This is a genomic window from Chryseobacterium shigense, from assembly GCF_014207845.1.
Taxonomy (GTDB): Bacteria; Bacteroidota; Bacteroidia; order Flavobacteriales; family Weeksellaceae; genus Chryseobacterium; species Chryseobacterium shigense_A.
In genome coordinates this window covers 323,384-339,414 of record NZ_JACHLC010000003.1, presented here as the reverse complement: position 1 = coordinate 339,414, position 16,031 = coordinate 323,384, and the positions used below count along the sequence as shown (strand labels likewise).

The following is a 16,031-nucleotide window of genomic DNA, read 5'->3' as shown; positions in this document are numbered from 1 at the left end:
CGTAATCATTTTAGTATAACTAAGTTACACAATTTACATATTGAATCACAAAAAAATAATACTATTTGCATAACATTTACAATCATTTAATATAAACACTGATATTATGATAACTCTAATTTTTATGATTATGATGATTTTTTTAAACGCAAAAGTTTTAATTGTGAAAATAAGTTTCCACCACCAAACAAAAAAACTCCCACAGATTACATAGTCTGTGGGAGCTATATTATTTATTGGGAAGTTTAGTTCAGAACGTAGGTTGTTCCGTCTCTTCCGTCTTTCAATTCAATACCTTCAGCGAGCAGTTTATCCCTGATCTGGTCTGAAAGTTCGAAGTTTTTTGATTTTCTTGCCTGATTTCTCAGTTCTATTAAAACTTTTAAAGTCTGGTCAAGCTTTTCGTTATTGTTTTCCTCTATATTCTGAAGTCCAAGAACATCATATATAAAAGCATTTAAAGTTGATTTCAGATCTTCAAGACCTGCTGAAGAGATTGTCTCTTTACCGTCATTTAAAGCGAAAATATATTTTACGGCTTCAAATAAGTGAGCGATCAGGATCGGAGAATTGAAATCATCATTTAAAGCATCATAACATTTATCTTTCCATTCCTGAAGACTGAATTCAGACTGCTTTTCATTATCCGGAGCAACAGAATTCAATACTTTAACGGCTTCCATTAACCTGATGAAGCCTTTTTCACTGGCAATCATCGCATCATTGGAAATATCCAGCACACTTCTGTAATGTGCCTGCAGGAAGCAGAAACGCACGATAGAAGGATGGAAAGGTTTTTCAAAGAAATCATTTTCTCCGGTAACCAACTGCATCGGAAGGATATAATTTCCTGTAGATTTACTCATACGCTGGGAGTTCATCGTCAGCATGTTAGCGTGCATCCAGTAATTAACCGGAGCAATATCGTTGCATGCTTTTCCCTGTGCTATTTCACATTCATGATGTGGGAATTTAAGGTCCATACCTCCACCGTGGATATCAAATTTTTCACCTAAATATTTAGTGCTCATTGCAGTACATTCAAGGTGCCATCCCGGGAAACCTTCACCCCATGGAGAATTCCATCTCATAATGTGTACAGGAGAAGCTTTTTTCCACAGTGCAAAATCCTGTGGGTTTTTCTTTTCGCCCTGTCCGTCAAGGTCGCGGGTATTGGCAAAAAGCTCTTCGATATTACGTTTTGAGAGTTCACCGTAATTCAGGCCTCTTTTATTGTATTCCAGAACATCGAAGTATACGGAGCCGTTGCTTTCATAGGCAAAACCTCTTTCAATAAGTTTCTGCGTAAGCTCAATCTGTTCTACAATATGGCCGGTTGCTGTAGGTTCAATGTTGGGAGGAAGAAGGTTAAACATTTCCAGCACTTTATGAAAATCAACCGTGTATTTCTGTACGATTTCCATAGGTTCCAGCTTTTCAAGGCGGGTCTGCTTCACGAATCTGTCGTTATCTACATTTCCGTCGTCTGTAAGGTGGCCTGCATCGGTGATGTTTCTTACATATCTTACTTTATACCCCAAATGCATCAGGCTACGGTATATAAAATCAAAGGAAAGAAATGTTCTTACATTTCCCAAGTGTACATTGCTGTACACGGTCGGTCCGCAGACATACATTCCTATGTTTCCTTCTAAAATCGGTTTAAATATTTCTTTCTCTCCTGTAAGGGAGTTATATAATTTTAATTGCATTTTTTTAAATTAAAAGATTCAATGATTAAAGGATTTAAAAATTAGTTAAAATAATTCTAACCGCAACAAATAATTGTTGTGAGAAAAATTTTATTTGAAACTTTTTTAAATATTACCATTATTAAATTGCTTTTAGATGATATTGAAGATGATCAACATAATCCTGAATAATATACTCCAATGTAAAGGCCTGATGAACTGTTTTTGTGGTATCACAGGTTCTTTTCAGGGCTTCATCAGGAATATTTTCTACCGTATGAACCATTTGAAAATTCAGAGATTTCCAAAGGACAATTATTTCCGAAACGGGAATATTCTGATAATGCTGCGCTTTTACCCAAAAATCCTGATCGTAAACAATATTGTCGTTCTCTTTATATTGTGTCACTACAAATCTTCGGATATTGGTGAATGCACTGTCGCAAAGATGCCCTAAAATTTCTTTTTTAGACCATTTTTCCGGAGAGATTTTATATGACCATTCTTCTTCAGAAATGGTTTCAAATCTCTGCAGTTCGGTATCAATAATATTTTTTAGAATCTGATAGTTCATTTATTAATAATCTAATTTCGCATGACTTCCCACATAATGCAGGAATTCCTGCCTGGTGATAGGATTAGTTCTGAAAATACCACTTAATTCTGCGGTAATGGTAGAACTTGCCGTATCTTTTATTCCTCTGCAGTTAACGCACAAATGCTTTGCATCAATGATACAGGCTACATCTTTTGTTCCCAGCGCTTCTTTCAAAGCATCTACAATCTGCATGGTCAGCCTTTCCTGAACCTGTGGCCTTTTCGCGTAATAATCCACAATCCTGTTGATCTTGGAAAGACCTATCACTTCACCGTTTGAAATATAGGCAACGTGAGCCCTTCCTATAATCGGCAGAAAATGGTGTTCACAGAAAGAATACACGGTAATATCCTTTTCCACCAACATCTGGCGGTATTTATATTTATTGGAAAAAGTGGAAATTCCCGGCTTGTTTTCAGGAAGCAGCCCTCCAAAAATTTCATTCACGTACATTTTGGCAACACGTCTTGGGGAATCTTTTAAAGAATCATCCGTCATATCCATTCCCAGCGTCTGCATAATTTCACCAAAAAGTTCGGTAATTTTTTCTATTTTTTCCTCTGGCGATTTATCAAAAGCATCTTTCCTTATAGGCGTATGTTCTTTTCCAGTGAAAATATCATCGTCGTTATCAGTAAAATCAACCATTTTTATTTAATTTGCAACAAAAATACGGATAAAATCTGTTCATCAATTTCATTTTGAACGAAAAACATTATCCATTCTCAACTTAGCCTATGATTATTGTCGAAGAAGTACAGAACGAAAAACAGAAAAAGGAATTTTTAGAATTTCCCGCCCAGCTTTACCGGCAAGACAAAAACTATATAAGACCCAGAAATCAGGATATTGAAGAGATTTTCGATCCTGAAAAGAATAAATCTTTCCTGAACGGAGAATGTGCAAGATTCTTATTTAAAAACAAACAGAATGAAACAGTAGGCAAAGTCGCAGTTTTTATATCCGAGCTTTATAAGCAGAAGCAGCCTACCGGAGGATTCGGTTTTTTCGACTGTATCAATGATCAGGAAACCGCTGATTTTATTTTTGACCATTGCTCAAGTTGGCTTAAAAATAAAGGAATGGAAGCCATGGACGGGCCAATTAATTTCGGAGAACGTGATAAATTCTGGGGACTTCTGACGGAAGGCTTTGCAGAACCGCTATTCGGAATGAATTACAATTTTCCTTATTATAAAGAGCTTTTTGAAAACTATGGATTTAAAATCTATTTTGAGCAGCTTTGCTTTTCAAGACCAATTTTTGCTGAAGTTTCAAGAATTTTTACCGTGATGCATACCAAACACAGCAGGAATCCGGCAATTTCTGCAAGACCAATGAAGAAAAATGAACTTCCTAAGTTTGCAAAGGATTTTACAGAGATCTATAATCAGGCATGGGCAGGTCATGGTGAGGGAAAGCAGCTGGAAGAATCAAAGGTTCTGAAAATGTTCAAAACCATGAAGCCTATTATCAATGAACATATTTCCTGGTTCGTGTATGAAAATGAGAAGCCGATTGCCATGTGGATGAATCTTCCGGATGTAAACCAATGGTTTAAATATCTGAACGGTGCATTCGGAATTATGGAAAAACTCAAATTTTTGTGGATAAAGCAATTCAAAAAGAATGAGAAAATGGTGGGCCTGGTATTTGGTGTTATCCCGGAATGGCAAAAGAAAGGAATTGACGGCTATATGATCTGGGAAGGAACCCAGCATCTGAGAAAGCATACTGATTTTAAAACCACTGAACTTCAATGGATAGGAGATTTTAATCCTAAAATGATCAAAATAGCGGAAAGCCTGGATACCACTGTCACCAGAAAACTGGCTACTTACCGGTATTTATTCGACCGCAACAAGGAGTTTGAAAGACATCCTATGCTTTAAAAATAAAAACCCTGCTGTTGAACAGCAGGGCTCCTTTCATTTTGATACTTTATTAGAATAGCTCGCCAGCTACTTTTTTAATATTATCGCTTTTCCCCATAGAATAAAAGTGCAGCACAGGAACTCCAAAGTCCAGAAGTTCCTTGCATTGGGCAATAGCCCATTCTACCCCGATCTGTTTTACAGCTTCATTATTTTTAGCGTTTTCCACTTCGTTGATGAGTTCTTCAGGAAGATCTATCTTGAATACCTGCGGCAGAATCTTAAGATGTTTTTTTGTTGCAATAGGTTTAATTCCCGGAATAATAGGAACTGTAATACCCATCTCGCGGGCTTTTGTCACAAATTCAATGAATCTTTTGTTGTCAAAAAACATTTGGGTAACAATATAATCTGCCCCGGCATCCACTTTTTCTTTGAGCCATTTCAGGTCATAATTCATGGAAGGGGCTTCCATGTGTTTTTCGGGATAACCGGCTACGCCTATGCAGAATTTATTAAGCTCATCACAGGCTTCCTCTTCATTGTGAAGATACTTTCCTCTTCCCAAATCATTAATCTGGTGAACCAAATCCATGGCACTGGCGTGACCTCCCGGTGTTGGCTCAAAGTATTGATGTCCCTTCATGGCATCCCCTCTCAGGGCCATAATATTATCTATTCCAAGATACATACAGTCTACAAGCAGATATTCAGTTTCTTCTTTGGTAAACCCTCCGCAAAGCAGGTGTGGAACGGTATCTACATTATATTTATGTTGAATGGCGGCACAGATTCCGAGGGTCCCGGGACGCATTCTGGTGATACGGCGCTCCATAAGTCCATTGCCTTTATCAATGTAAATATATTCTTCCCTTGATGTGGTTACATCTATGAAAGGGGGCTTAAATTCCATAAGCGGATCTATATTGGTATACAGATCTTCGATGCCGATTCCCTTTTGAGGCGGAACTACCTCCAGTGAAAATAAGGTTTTCCCATTTGCATTTTTAATATGTTCAGTGATCTTCATTTTATAGTTTAGTTATTATTTTAGCTTTAATAGTAGTTGATGATATTTTTAATCTGCCAGATTGGGAGACAACCACTTTCTTGCTTCCTGAATGCTACAGCCTCTTCTTTCTGCATAATCTTTAAGCTGGTCTTCTGTAATCTTTCCAAGACCGAAATATTTGGCATGCGGGCTTCCGAAATAATATCCGGAAACTGATGCTGTTGGGAACATGGCCAGACTTTCAGTCAGGAAAACTCCTGTATTTTCTTCCACTTTTAAAAGGTCCCAGATGGTTTTCTTTTCCAAGTGATCCGGACAGGCAGGATATCCCGGAGCTGGACGGATTCCTTTATACTTTTCTGCGATCAGTTCTTCATTGCTTAAATTCTCCTGATTGGCATAGCCCCAATATTCCGTCCTTACTTTTTTATGCAGAAATTCGGCATAAGCTTCTGCAAATCTGTCGGCAAGGGCTTTTACCATGATGGCGTTGTAATCATCGTTTGCCTTTTCGTATTCTTCTGACAGTTCATCTGTTCCGAAACCGGTAGTGACACAGAAAGCTCCTACATAATCTGTTTTGCCGGATGTATGTGGAGCAATGAAATCACTTAACGCTAAATATTCTTTTCCTTTTGAACGCTGGGCCTGCTGTCTTAAGGTTAAAAACTTTGCTTGTTCTTCATTATTTTCGTTAAAGATTAAAACATCATCCGTTTCATTGGAATTCGCTTTGAAAATTCCGAATACAGCTTTTGCCTTTAACAGCTTTTCATCAAGAATTCTCTTTAAAATAACCTGAGCATCTTTAAATAATTCTTTAGCCTGGGTTCCTACGACCTCATCTTCTAAAATATTCGGATATTTTCCGTGCAGATCCCAGCTTCTGAAAAATGGAGACCAGTCGATAAACGGAAGCAATTCATTTAAGTCCTGATCTTCGATTACAGTTACACCTAAATTATTCGGTGTGAAAATTTCTTCATTTGCCCAATCGACAGAGAAATGGTTTTCTCTTGCTTCCTCAATGGAGACATAATCTTTATCAACCTGTCTGTTCAGAAACTTTTCACGGAAATCAGAATATTCGTCTTTAAGCTCTGAAACATAGTCTTTGTTTCTGTCTCCCAACAATGAACTTACTACATTTACCGCTCTGGATGCATCGTTAACGTGGACTACAGCATTTTTATATTTCAAATCGATCTTTACCGCGGTATGGGCTTTGGAAGTAGTTGCACCGCCGATCAGTAAAGGAAAATTGAGGTTTTGTCTTTCGAGTTCGGAGGCGATGTATACCATTTCATCAAGACTTGGGGTAATCAATCCGCTTAATCCGATCACATCTACTTTTTCTTCAATGGCTGTCTGGATAATCTTTTCTGCAGGAACCATTACACCGAGGTCTACAATTTCATAATTGTTGCAGCCCAATACTACGCTTACGATATTTTTCCCGATATCATGAACATCTCCTTTTACCGTTGCCATCAGGATTTTTCCGTTGGCTGGTCTTGATCCGTCTTTCTCTGCTTCAATAAAGGGCTGCAGATAAGCCACTGCTTTTTTCATTACTCTTGCCGATTTTACAACCTGTGGCAGGAACATTTTTCCGCTTCCGAAAAGGTCTCCCACAACACCCATCCCGGTCATGAGGTTAATCTCAATAACATGTAGCGGTTTGGCAGCCTGTTTCCGGGCTTCTTCTACATCTTCTTCAATAAAACGGTCAATTCCTTTTACCAAGGCATGGGTAATTCTGTCCTGCAGAGGCCTTGTCCTCCATTCGAGATCTTCAACTATTTCTTTTTTAACGGATTTATGCTTTTCGGAATAATCCAGAAGTCTTTCCGTAGCATCGTCTCTTCTGTCAAGAATCACATCTTCTACGAGTTCCAGAAGTTCTTTATTGATCTCGTCATATACTTCCAGCATGGAAGGGTTTACAATCCCGATATTCATACCAGCCTGAATGGCATGGTAAAGGAATACTGAGTGCATCGCTTCTCTTACAGTATCATTTCCACGGAACGAAAAGGACACGTTACTAACGCCACCGCTTACGGAAGCATAAGGAAGGTTCTGTCTTACCCATCTTGTCGCTTCTATGAAATCTACGGCATTTTTTCTATGCTCTTCCATTCCTGTGGCTACCGGGAAGATATTCAGGTCGAAAATAATATCTTCGGCAGGGAAACCAAGCTGATTAACAAGGATATCATAGGACCGTTTTGAAATTTCAATTCTACGATCGAAATTATCTGCCTGGCCGGTTTCGTCAAATGCCATTACGATTACTGCTGCACCGTATCTTTTAACAGCTTTTGCCTGCTTGATGAATTCTTCTTCACCTCCTTTCAGACTGATGGAATTGACTACGCATTTACCCTGTGCTACCTGAAGTCCGGCTTCCAGGATCTCCCATTTGGAAGAGTCTATCATGATAGGAATTCTTGAAATATCCGGTTCTGAGGCTATCAGATTCAGAAATTTGATCATGGAGGCTTTTCCGTCGATCAATCCGTCATCGAAATTAACATCAAGAATCTGTGCACCACCTTCTACCTGATGGCGGGCAATATCGAGTGCTTCAGAGAATTTCTCCTCTTTTATCAGTCTTAAAAATTTTTTGGACCCGGCAACATTGGTCCTTTCACCAACATTGATGAAATTACTTTCGGGGGTTATAATAAGGGGCTCAAGGCCGGATAATCTTAAATATTTCATTATTTGTCTATTCTTCTAAATATAATAGGCATTGTCTGCATTCTGCCGGAGCAGATCTGTATGTTTACCTGATGCGGTACATATTGGAACCCTTTTACAGGTTACATTGTGTTTTTTTGCTAATTCTTCTATTTCTTCCGTGATCTCTATTATAGTACAATAAGAGCGAGTTCGGTCTTTTTACTTTTATAAAAGTTTTATCTCATCTGAATTTTTTCAGTAACCAGACTTTTCCATAATGTTAAATTTTGTGACTTACTTAAAGTTAACATTTATAATCAAGCACTTATTTTTTATTTTAATTAAAAAACCTATCAAATTATGCAAATTTCTTCAATTTTCTTGGAGAATACTGCGCTACAAGATCTGCTATTGCTTTAATGTGATCAGGGGTTGTTCCACAGCACCCTCCAATGATATTGATTAATCCTTTCTCTACATATTCTTTGATCTGTCTTGCCATATCTTCCGGTGTTTCATCATATTTTCCGAAAGCGTTCGGAAGTCCTGCATTCGGATAAGCTGAAACATAAAATTCTGAATTATGTGCCAGCGTTTCCAGATATGGGGTCAACTGATCCGCACCCAATGCACAGTTGAAACCTACACTCAGTAAGTTCAGATGCGAAATCGATATAAGGAACGCTTCAGCGGTTTGTCCGCTCAAAGTTCTTCCTGAGGCATCTGTAATTGTCCCGGAAACCATAATAGGAATTTTTATGTTTCTTTCTTCCTGAATTTCATCAATGGCAAACAGGGCTGCTTTTGCATTCAGGGTATCAAAGATGGTTTCTACCAGAAGAATGTCTGAGCCTCCGTCAAGTAAAGCTTCACATTGCTGTTTATAAGCTACTCTCAACTCTTCAAAGGTAATTGCCCTGTATCCCGGATCGTTTACATCCGGACTTAAACTTGCTGTTCTGTTCGTAGGTCCTATGGAGCCGGCAACAAATCTTGGTTTGTCTGGATTTTTAGTGGTAAATTCATCACAGGCTTTTCTGGCAATCTTAGCTGATTCATAGTTCAGGTCGTATACCAGATCTTCCATATGATAATCTGCCATCGCGATAGTGGTTCCGGAGAACGTATTGGTTTCTATAATGTCTGCTCCGGCTTCCAGGTATTTCTTATGAACTTCTTCAATTGCCTGAGGCTGCGTAAGGGAAAGCAGGTCATTGTTTCCCTTTACCGGATGTTCCCAGTCTTTGAAACGTTCGCCACGGTAATCCTCTTCTTCAAAATTATAACGCTGAAGCATGGTTCCCATAGCTCCGTCAAGAATTAAAATTCTCTCGGATAATGCTTTGTATAGTTGTTCTGAATTTTTCATTTTATATATTTTGGCTAAAGCCATTTTTGTGTTACCATTGATTAAATGGGCTAAATCCCATTCCTATTGATTAATCTAAAGCCTGTTTCAGATCTGCTATCACATCATCAACATGTTCAAGACCTACTGAACAACGAACCAAACCTGCGGTAATTCCTACTTCATTTCTTTCCTCGTCCGTCAGTTTTGAATGAGTAGTTGATGCAGGATGTGTTACAATAGTTCTGGTATCTCCCAGATTGGCAGAAAGTGAGCAGAGTTTTATTTTATCCAGGAAGTTTCTTCCTCCTTCTATTCCTCCTTTAATTTCGAAGGCTACAATATTTCCACCAAGCTTCATCTGCTTTTTAGCGATTTCATAACTCGGATGGGATTTCAGGAAAGGATATTTTACGAGTTCTACATTAGGATGATTTTCCAAAAACTCAGCTACTTTCAAAGCATTTTCACAATGTTTTTCAACACGGATAGCCAGTGTTTCGAGACTTTTGGATAGTACCCATGCGTTGAAAGGCGACATTGCAGGTCCTGTATTTCTTGCAAAAAGATAAATCTCTCTGATCATATCTTCTCTTCCTACCGCAACTCCACCTAACACTCTTCCCTGTCCGTCAATAAGCTTCGTTGCAGAATGCACAACAACATCTGCACCATATTTAATGGGCTGCTGAAGATAAGGCGTTGCAAAACAGTTATCTACGATAAATATCAGGTTATGCTTTTTAGCAATCTGTCCGAAAAACTCAAGATCAAGAATTTCAATGGCAGGATTGGTAGGTGTTTCGAGATATAAAATCTTAGTATTGGGTTTAATATACCGCTCTACATTTTCAGCATCTTCTGCTTTGAAATAAGTAGTTTCAATGTTCCATTTCGGGAAATACTTTGTAAATAAAGTATGGGTAGACCCAAATACAGACTGGCAGCTAACAATGTGATCACCTGCTTCCAGTAAAGCAGCAAATGTTGAATAGATAGCCGCCATTCCTGTTGCAAATGCATATCCGGCTTCAGCTCCCTCCATTTTTGCAATCTTATCCGTGAATTCAGTTACATTCGGGTTTGAAAAACGGCTGTAGAGGTTTTTAGATTTTTCTTCAGCAAAACTGGCTCTCATATCTTCAGCATCCTGAAAAATAAAGCTGGATGTAAGGTATAATGCCGTTGAATGTTCGTCAAACTGTGTTCGTTCAGTCTGTGTTCTTATCGCTGATGTTTCAAAATTTTCCATATAGTTTTAAAATGTAACAATGTATCAGTCTATCAATGTAACAATAAGATTATTGGTAAACTGGCACATTGTTAAATTGTTATATTAGTTATTTAGTTTCACTTACTCTTAAAATATCCCCGAAAACTCCTCTCGCCGTTACTTTGGCTCCGGCCCCGGCTCCCATAATTACAATAGGATTTTCACCATAGCTTTCCGTGTAGATCTCAAAGATAGAATCTGAACCTTTTAACTGACCTAAAGCTGAACTTCCGGGTACGGAAACCAATTTCACATCCAGTTGTCCTTTATCTTTCTGAAGGTCACCGTGAAGATCACCTACATAACGAAGCACGTGCCCCGATTGCTGCTCTTCTTTAATTCTCTGATATTCATCATCCAACTCCTCAAGCCTTGAAACAAACTCATTTTTATCAATGGAAAGCAGGTTTTCAGGAATTAAATTCTGAATATTGATATCCTGGAACTCATTGATCAGATCCAGCTCTCTGGCAAGGATCAGAAGTTTTCTTGCGACATCATTTCCTGAAAGGTCTTCACGCGGATCGGGTTCCGTGTATCCCTTTTCCATTGCCTCTCCGATGATGGTTGAGAACTTATCATTTCTCACAGAGAAATTATTGAAGATATAGCTCAACGATCCGGAAAACACGCCTTTTATTCTCGTGATATTTTCTCCTGAAAGATGTAATAATTTTATCGTATCAATCAATGGAAGCCCTGCTCCTACATTAGTTTCATATAAATAGCGTCTGTTGTTTTTGCTCAACGTATATCTTAGTTTACGGTATTCTTCGATAGGAAGGGTATTGAATATTTTATTGGAGGAAACCAGATCAAAGCCGTTTTCGGCCAGCGCATGATAATTCTTTACAAAATCTTTGCTTGCCGTATTGTCCACTACAATAAGGTTTTCCAGTTGGTTTTCTTTTGAAAAACTGATCAGTTCTTCAACATTTGATGAGTGTTCTGCTGTTAAAACCTCATCGTTCCAGTTTTCATTAAATCCTTTTTTGTTGAATGCAATCTTTCTTGAGTTGGCCACTGCAACTACCTTAAGATCTATTTTTTTACGTCTTTTGATTTCTTCAGAGGACTGTAAAACCTGGTCTATTAAAGTCTTTCCAACGTTTCCATGTCCTATGATTGCCAGGTGAACGGTTTTAGGCTTTTTGAAAATTTCGGATTCAATGATATTTTTCGTTTTCTCGTCCTGAGAAGAGGTAACCACAATATTAACTCTCTTTTCGGCTGCAACCTGGTTCAGAAGAAGCGGAAAAACATTATTCCTTGCAAGCTCTGCAAGAACTTTATTAAAATCTTCCGCTACAAAACCGAGTACGGAAACGTTATTAATACTGTATATCTGTGAAACTTTTCCTGATTTTCTTTCTGCCTCAAACTCATCGATCAGACAGGTAACTGCTTTTTCTGCATCTGCCTCATTGACCAGAATGGATATTCCGTTTTCAATGGCCTGTTGAGAGATTACTCCAACACTGATGCGTGCCAAAGTAAGCGCTTTAAAAATTCTTCCGTCGATCCCGATTTCACCCAGGAAATCCTCTCCTTCAAACTTAATGATTGATCTGTTTTTTAAAAACTTTATTTCGTTAGCATTTCTCATTCTACAAAATATTTTTTATGATAGTATTTAATTGTTCGTATTCCATTAGGAAGGCATCATGCCCGTGAATTGACTGTATTTCATGATAGAAAACCTCTTTGTTTTTCTCTTTCAGCTGTTCAAAGCACATTCGCATTTCTGAAGCAGGGAAAAACAAATCTGTATCTACTGCGATAAGGTGAATTCGGGAACTGATTTTTTCCAGTTTTTCTTCTTCGGTATTGATATTCATGAGCAAATGATTCATCAGCTTGTAAGATTTTAAACTAAATCTTTCGTTTAATGAATTTCCATGATAAACCAACCAGTCTTCAGACTCAAGCCTCTGATTCTTCTGATCGTATCTGTTTTGAAATCTGTCATTTAAAGATTGAGGGGTCCTGTAACACAACATAGCATGGATTCTTGCTTTCTGCAGAGGCTCATCGTTTCCATTAAGCAGAAATTTCTGAACAAGACACTGTGCATGAAGCCAGTCATGAGTTTTAAGGTCACAGGCAATAGGAATAAATATCTCCGAGAGTTGCGGCTGTTTTGCAAGCATCTCCCAGGCAATTCCTCCTCCGAGGGAACCTCCGATAATGGCGTATAAATTTTTGATATGTAAAGCTTCAAGACCTTTCAGGAATATTTGTGCAATATCTGAAGAGGTGAAATCTTCGTATTCATCAATTAAAAAATCATCATATCCGTTTCCGGGAATATTGAAACACAGAACTGTATATATATTGGTATCAATTACCTGATTTTCCCCGATAAGTTTTTTCCACCAGCCTTTTTCTCCAGAAACGTTTGAGTTCCCGGTTAAAGCATGATTTACCAGTATAACGGGTGCTGAAAACAGGTCTTTCCCGAAGATCTGATAGGTCAGCGGGATATTGTATTCCTTTTGGGAACCGGTTTGATACGAAAGATTAATATAGTTTAGTTCTGTTTTCAATTCTATTATTTTAATACAATTGAAAATGCCACAGGAAATGGCTGAAAAGAACTTCAGTGAGTTATCTGTCCAATATAAATTGGTAGAACGTAGCACCTTCTCTGCTTGCACAAAGGGTTGCTAAGGTTTCATAGGGTCTAATCCCTCAACCTTTCTTGATAACATTTTCAATATTTGAATGAACGCACTGCAAAGATATGTTTTTTCTTTTAATATTTAAAAAAATTATTTTTAATATTTAAAAAAGCTTTATTGATAAGTATTTCAAGGATATATTAATAATTATTCAGATGAAAGGAATTGGAATTATTTTTCAAAAAAACTACCTTCGTACTGAAAAAGTGATGAAATATGACTGTTGAAAAAGAAAGATTACTAGATCCCAAATGGAAAAACTGGGGACCATACGTAAGTAACCGGCAATGGGGAAATGTGCGTGAAGACTACAGCCCGAACGGAAATGCCTGGCATTACGCCAACCATAATAATGCAGAAAGTTATACCTACCGATGGGGCGAAGAAGGAATCGCAGGAATTTCCGATGTGAAGCAGATTCTCTGTTTTGCCTTCTCCTTTTGGAATAAAAAAGATAAAATTGTAAAAGAACGTTTTTTTGGACTGAGCAATCCGCAGGGTAACCACGGGGAGGATATCAAAGAGATTTTTTACTATTTAGATAATACACCTACCCATAGTTATATGAAAATGGTGTATAAATACCCTATCAATGCATTTCCTTATGACGATCTTGTTACCGAAAATGGCAGACGGAGCAAAAAGGAGCCTGAATATGAACTGTTTGATACGGGAATTTTTGACAATGATGAATACTTCGATATTTTCATTGAATACTGTAAGGCTGATCACAACGATATTCTTGCAAGGGTAACTGTTCATAACAGAAGCCGTCAGGATGCCCCTATCGTTATCACTCCGGCTGCATGGTTCAGAAATAACTGGAAATGGGGATACAACACATATAAAGGTGAAATGAATGCTTCATACGATGGATGCATTGACATTAAGCATGACAGCATTTCGATTAAGAAATTCTACTCAAGGAATCTTGCTGCAAAAAGTGCTTTCTGCGAAAATGAGACCAATACTCCCAAATTATATGGAGCCCCTTATCCCGGAAATACTTATTTTAAGGACGGAATCAACGATCATATTATTTATGAAAGCAATACGGTAAATCCGGAAAAAAGAGGAACCAAAGCAGCTTTCATCATTGACGAAATAATTGAAGCCGGACAATCCAAAACGTTTGATTTCAGGCTGTGCCCGGATGAGATGGATGAGCCTTTTGATAAGTTCAACGAAATTTTCAGTGCAAGATCTGCAGAAACAGATGAATTCTATAATGAGATCCAAAGCGAAACCACAAATGAGGATGAAAGAAATGTGCAACGGCAGGCATTCGCAGGGCTTCTGTGGAATAAACAGTTCTATCATTATAATGTGGGCAAATGGCTGAAAGGCGATCCCAACCATGAAGCTCCGAGAAATTTCAATGAATATGTAAGAAATACAGAATGGAACCATCTCCACAATAAGGATATTATCTCTATGCCTGATAAATGGGAATATCCGTGGTATGCAACATGGGATCTGGCATTTCACTGTGTGCCTTTTTCCATTATTGACGGTGAATTTGCAAAAGGACAGCTTCTGCTTTTAACAAAGGAATGGTACATGCATCCGAATGGCCAGCTTCCTGCTTATGAATGGAACCTGAGCGATGTAAATCCACCGGTACATGCGTGGTCCTGCTTCCGTGTTTTCAAAATTGATGAAAAACAGAACGGCAAGCCTGATCTTTTATTCCTTGAAAAAGTCTTCCAGAAACTCCTCCTGAATTTTACATGGTGGGTAAACAGGAAGGATAAAAACGGCAAGAATATTTTTGGCGGGGGTTTCCTTGGTCTGGATAATATCGGGGCTTTTGACCGCAATATGGAACTGAAAGACGGCCAGCATCTTGAGCAGGCTGACGGAACAAGCTGGATGGCAATGTACGCTCTTAATATGATGCGAATCGCTATGGAACTTGCTCAGTATTATCAGGTATACGAAGATATGGCCATTAAATTTTTCGAACATTACCTCTATATCGCGGAAGCGATGGAAAACCTGGGTGATGGCAAAGAAGGTTTATGGAATGAGGAAGACGGCTTTTTCTATGATGTATTGCAGCTTGGTAACGGAGAAAGTGTTTCCTTGAAATTAAGAAGTATCGTAGGACTGATCCCGATGTTTGCTGTAGAAATTGTAGACCATCAGTTATTGGAAAAGATGCCCAATTTCCAGGCAAGAATGGAATGGGTATTGAAAAACAAGCCTGAACTTACAAAACTGGTTTCTCACTGGGATGAGGAAGGACAGGGCAGAAAACACCTGATGAGTATCCTTCGTAAGAACAGACTGACAAAGGTTTTAAACAGAATGCTTGATGAAAAAGAATTTTTAAGTTCTTACGGAATCCGGGCAATGTCTAAAGTGTATGAGGAAAATCCTTTCGTATTCTCCGTTCATGGTACTGAAAATGTGGTGTATTATACTCCTGCAGAAAGTGACAGCCGTATGTTCGGGGGCAACAGCAACTGGAGAGGACCTATCTGGTTCCCGATCAATTTCCTTATTGTGGAAAGCTTACAGCGTTTTCATTTTTATTATGGCAACAGTTTAAAAGTGGAATTCCCCACCGGAAGCGGCGAGAAAAAGAACCTTGATGAAGTGGCGCAGAATATCAGCAGAAGACTGTGTTCGTTATTTTTAAAGGATGAAGATGGACAAAGACCTTTTAACGGAGGCAATGCCAAATTCAATTATGATGAGCATTTTAAAGATTATATTACTTTCTTTGAATATTTCCACGGAGATAATGGTCGTGGCGTAGGAGCTTCCCATCAGACAGGATGGACGGCAACAGTTGCCAAGCTTATGAAACCGAGATTAACTGTATAAAATGAAGAGTCCGGCCTATTTGGGCCGGACTCTT

11 protein-coding genes and 1 riboswitch are annotated in these 16,031 nt (G+C 38.4%); of the genes, 2 read left to right on the top strand and 9 right to left on the bottom strand.

The features are described from left to right. Positions 1–245: 245 nt before the first annotated feature. The 3 genes from cysS to folE all read right to left on the bottom strand — a co-directional run bounded on the left by cysS (position 246) and on the right by folE (position 2,937). Positions 246–1,712, bottom strand: coding sequence for a cysteine--tRNA ligase (gene cysS, locus HNP36_RS14355; protein WP_184164943.1), 1,467 nt, complete (start codon positions 1,710–1,712; stop codon positions 246–248). A gap of 121 nt (positions 1,713–1,833) precedes the next feature. After that, the gene (locus HNP36_RS14350; RefSeq protein WP_184164940.1) at positions 1,834–2,265 is read right to left on the bottom strand and encodes a DinB family protein; all 432 of its coding nucleotides are present in this window, start codon (positions 2,263–2,265) and stop codon (positions 1,834–1,836) included. Positions 2,266–2,268: 3 nt separating this feature from the next. Then, a complete protein-coding gene (folE, locus tag HNP36_RS14345; RefSeq protein ID WP_184164937.1) occupies positions 2,269–2,937 on the bottom strand; it encodes a GTP cyclohydrolase I FolE in 669 nt (222 codons plus the stop codon). Positions 2,938–3,026: 89 nt separating this feature from the next. Here folE and HNP36_RS14340 point away from each other — a divergent pair, with 89 nt between their 5' ends. Further along, the gene (locus HNP36_RS14340) at positions 3,027–4,181 is read left to right on the top strand and encodes a hypothetical protein (protein WP_184164935.1); all 1,155 of its coding nucleotides are present in this window, start codon (positions 3,027–3,029) and stop codon (positions 4,179–4,181) included. Positions 4,182–4,233: 52 nt separating this feature from the next. Here the strand turns inward: HNP36_RS14340 and metF are convergent, their stop codons facing one another. The 6 genes from metF to HNP36_RS14310 all read right to left on the bottom strand — a co-directional run bounded on the left by metF (position 4,234) and on the right by HNP36_RS14310 (position 13,030). Further along, positions 4,234–5,193: a methylenetetrahydrofolate reductase [NAD(P)H] gene (metF, locus tag HNP36_RS14335; RefSeq protein ID WP_184164932.1), complete on the bottom strand. Its 960-nt coding sequence runs from the start codon at positions 5,191–5,193 to the stop codon at positions 4,234–4,236. Positions 5,194–5,241: 48 nt separating this feature from the next. Beyond that, positions 5,242–7,902, bottom strand: coding sequence for a methionine synthase (metH, locus tag HNP36_RS14330; RefSeq protein ID WP_184164929.1), 2,661 nt, complete (start codon positions 7,900–7,902; stop codon positions 5,242–5,244). A gap of 319 nt (positions 7,903–8,221) precedes the next feature. Continuing rightward, positions 8,222–9,232, bottom strand: coding sequence for a homocysteine S-methyltransferase family protein (locus tag HNP36_RS14325; RefSeq protein WP_184164926.1), 1,011 nt, complete (start codon positions 9,230–9,232; stop codon positions 8,222–8,224). 70 nt (positions 9,233–9,302) lie between these two features. Beyond that, positions 9,303–10,463, bottom strand: coding sequence for an O-succinylhomoserine sulfhydrylase (locus HNP36_RS14320; RefSeq protein WP_184164923.1), 1,161 nt, complete (start codon positions 10,461–10,463; stop codon positions 9,303–9,305). Positions 10,464–10,551: 88 nt separating this feature from the next. Next, entirely contained in the window at positions 10,552–12,090 is a 1,539-nt protein-coding gene (locus tag HNP36_RS14315; RefSeq protein ID WP_184164920.1) for an ACT domain-containing protein, read from the bottom strand. 1 nt (position 12,091) lies between these two features. Then, positions 12,092–13,030, bottom strand: a complete 939-nt coding sequence (locus tag HNP36_RS14310) for an alpha/beta fold hydrolase (protein WP_184164917.1) — start codon at positions 13,028–13,030, stop codon at positions 12,092–12,094. A gap of 58 nt (positions 13,031–13,088) precedes the next feature. After that, positions 13,089–13,195: riboswitch (SAM riboswitch) on the bottom strand. Between the two features lie 186 nt (positions 13,196–13,381). Between HNP36_RS14310 and HNP36_RS14305 the strand changes: the two genes are divergently transcribed. After that, positions 13,382–15,997 (top strand): MGH1-like glycoside hydrolase domain-containing protein, encoded by a 2,616-nt coding sequence (locus HNP36_RS14305; RefSeq protein WP_184164914.1) that lies wholly within the window; start codon positions 13,382–13,384, stop codon positions 15,995–15,997. Positions 15,998–16,031 lie beyond the last annotated feature (34 nt).

Bases quoted from the DNA above. Each gene is read 5' to 3' on its own strand.
- metF (WP_184164932.1), bottom strand. From the start codon at position 5,193: ATGAAGATCACTGAACATATTAAAAATGCAAATGGGAAAACCTTATTT.
- HNP36_RS14325 (WP_184164926.1), bottom strand. From the start codon at position 9,232: ATGAAAAATTCAGAACAACTATACAAAGCATTATCCGAGAGAATTTTA.
- HNP36_RS14350 (WP_184164940.1), bottom strand. From the start codon at position 2,265: ATGAACTATCAGATTCTAAAAAATATTATTGATACCGAACTGCAGAGA.
- metH (WP_184164929.1), bottom strand. From the start codon at position 7,902: ATGAAATATTTAAGATTATCCGGCCTTGAGCCCCTTATTATAACCCCC.
- HNP36_RS14340 (WP_184164935.1), top strand. From the start codon at position 3,027: ATGATTATTGTCGAAGAAGTACAGAACGAAAAACAGAAAAAGGAATTT.
- folE (WP_184164937.1), bottom strand. From the start codon at position 2,937: ATGGTTGATTTTACTGATAACGACGATGATATTTTCACTGGAAAAGAA.
- HNP36_RS14315 (WP_184164920.1), bottom strand. From the start codon at position 12,090: ATGAGAAATGCTAACGAAATAAAGTTTTTAAAAAACAGATCAATCATT.
- cysS (WP_184164943.1), bottom strand. From the start codon at position 1,712: ATGCAATTAAAATTATATAACTCCCTTACAGGAGAGAAAGAAATATTT.
- HNP36_RS14305 (WP_184164914.1), top strand. From the start codon at position 13,382: ATGACTGTTGAAAAAGAAAGATTACTAGATCCCAAATGGAAAAACTGG.
- HNP36_RS14320 (WP_184164923.1), bottom strand. From the start codon at position 10,463: ATGGAAAATTTTGAAACATCAGCGATAAGAACACAGACTGAACGAACA.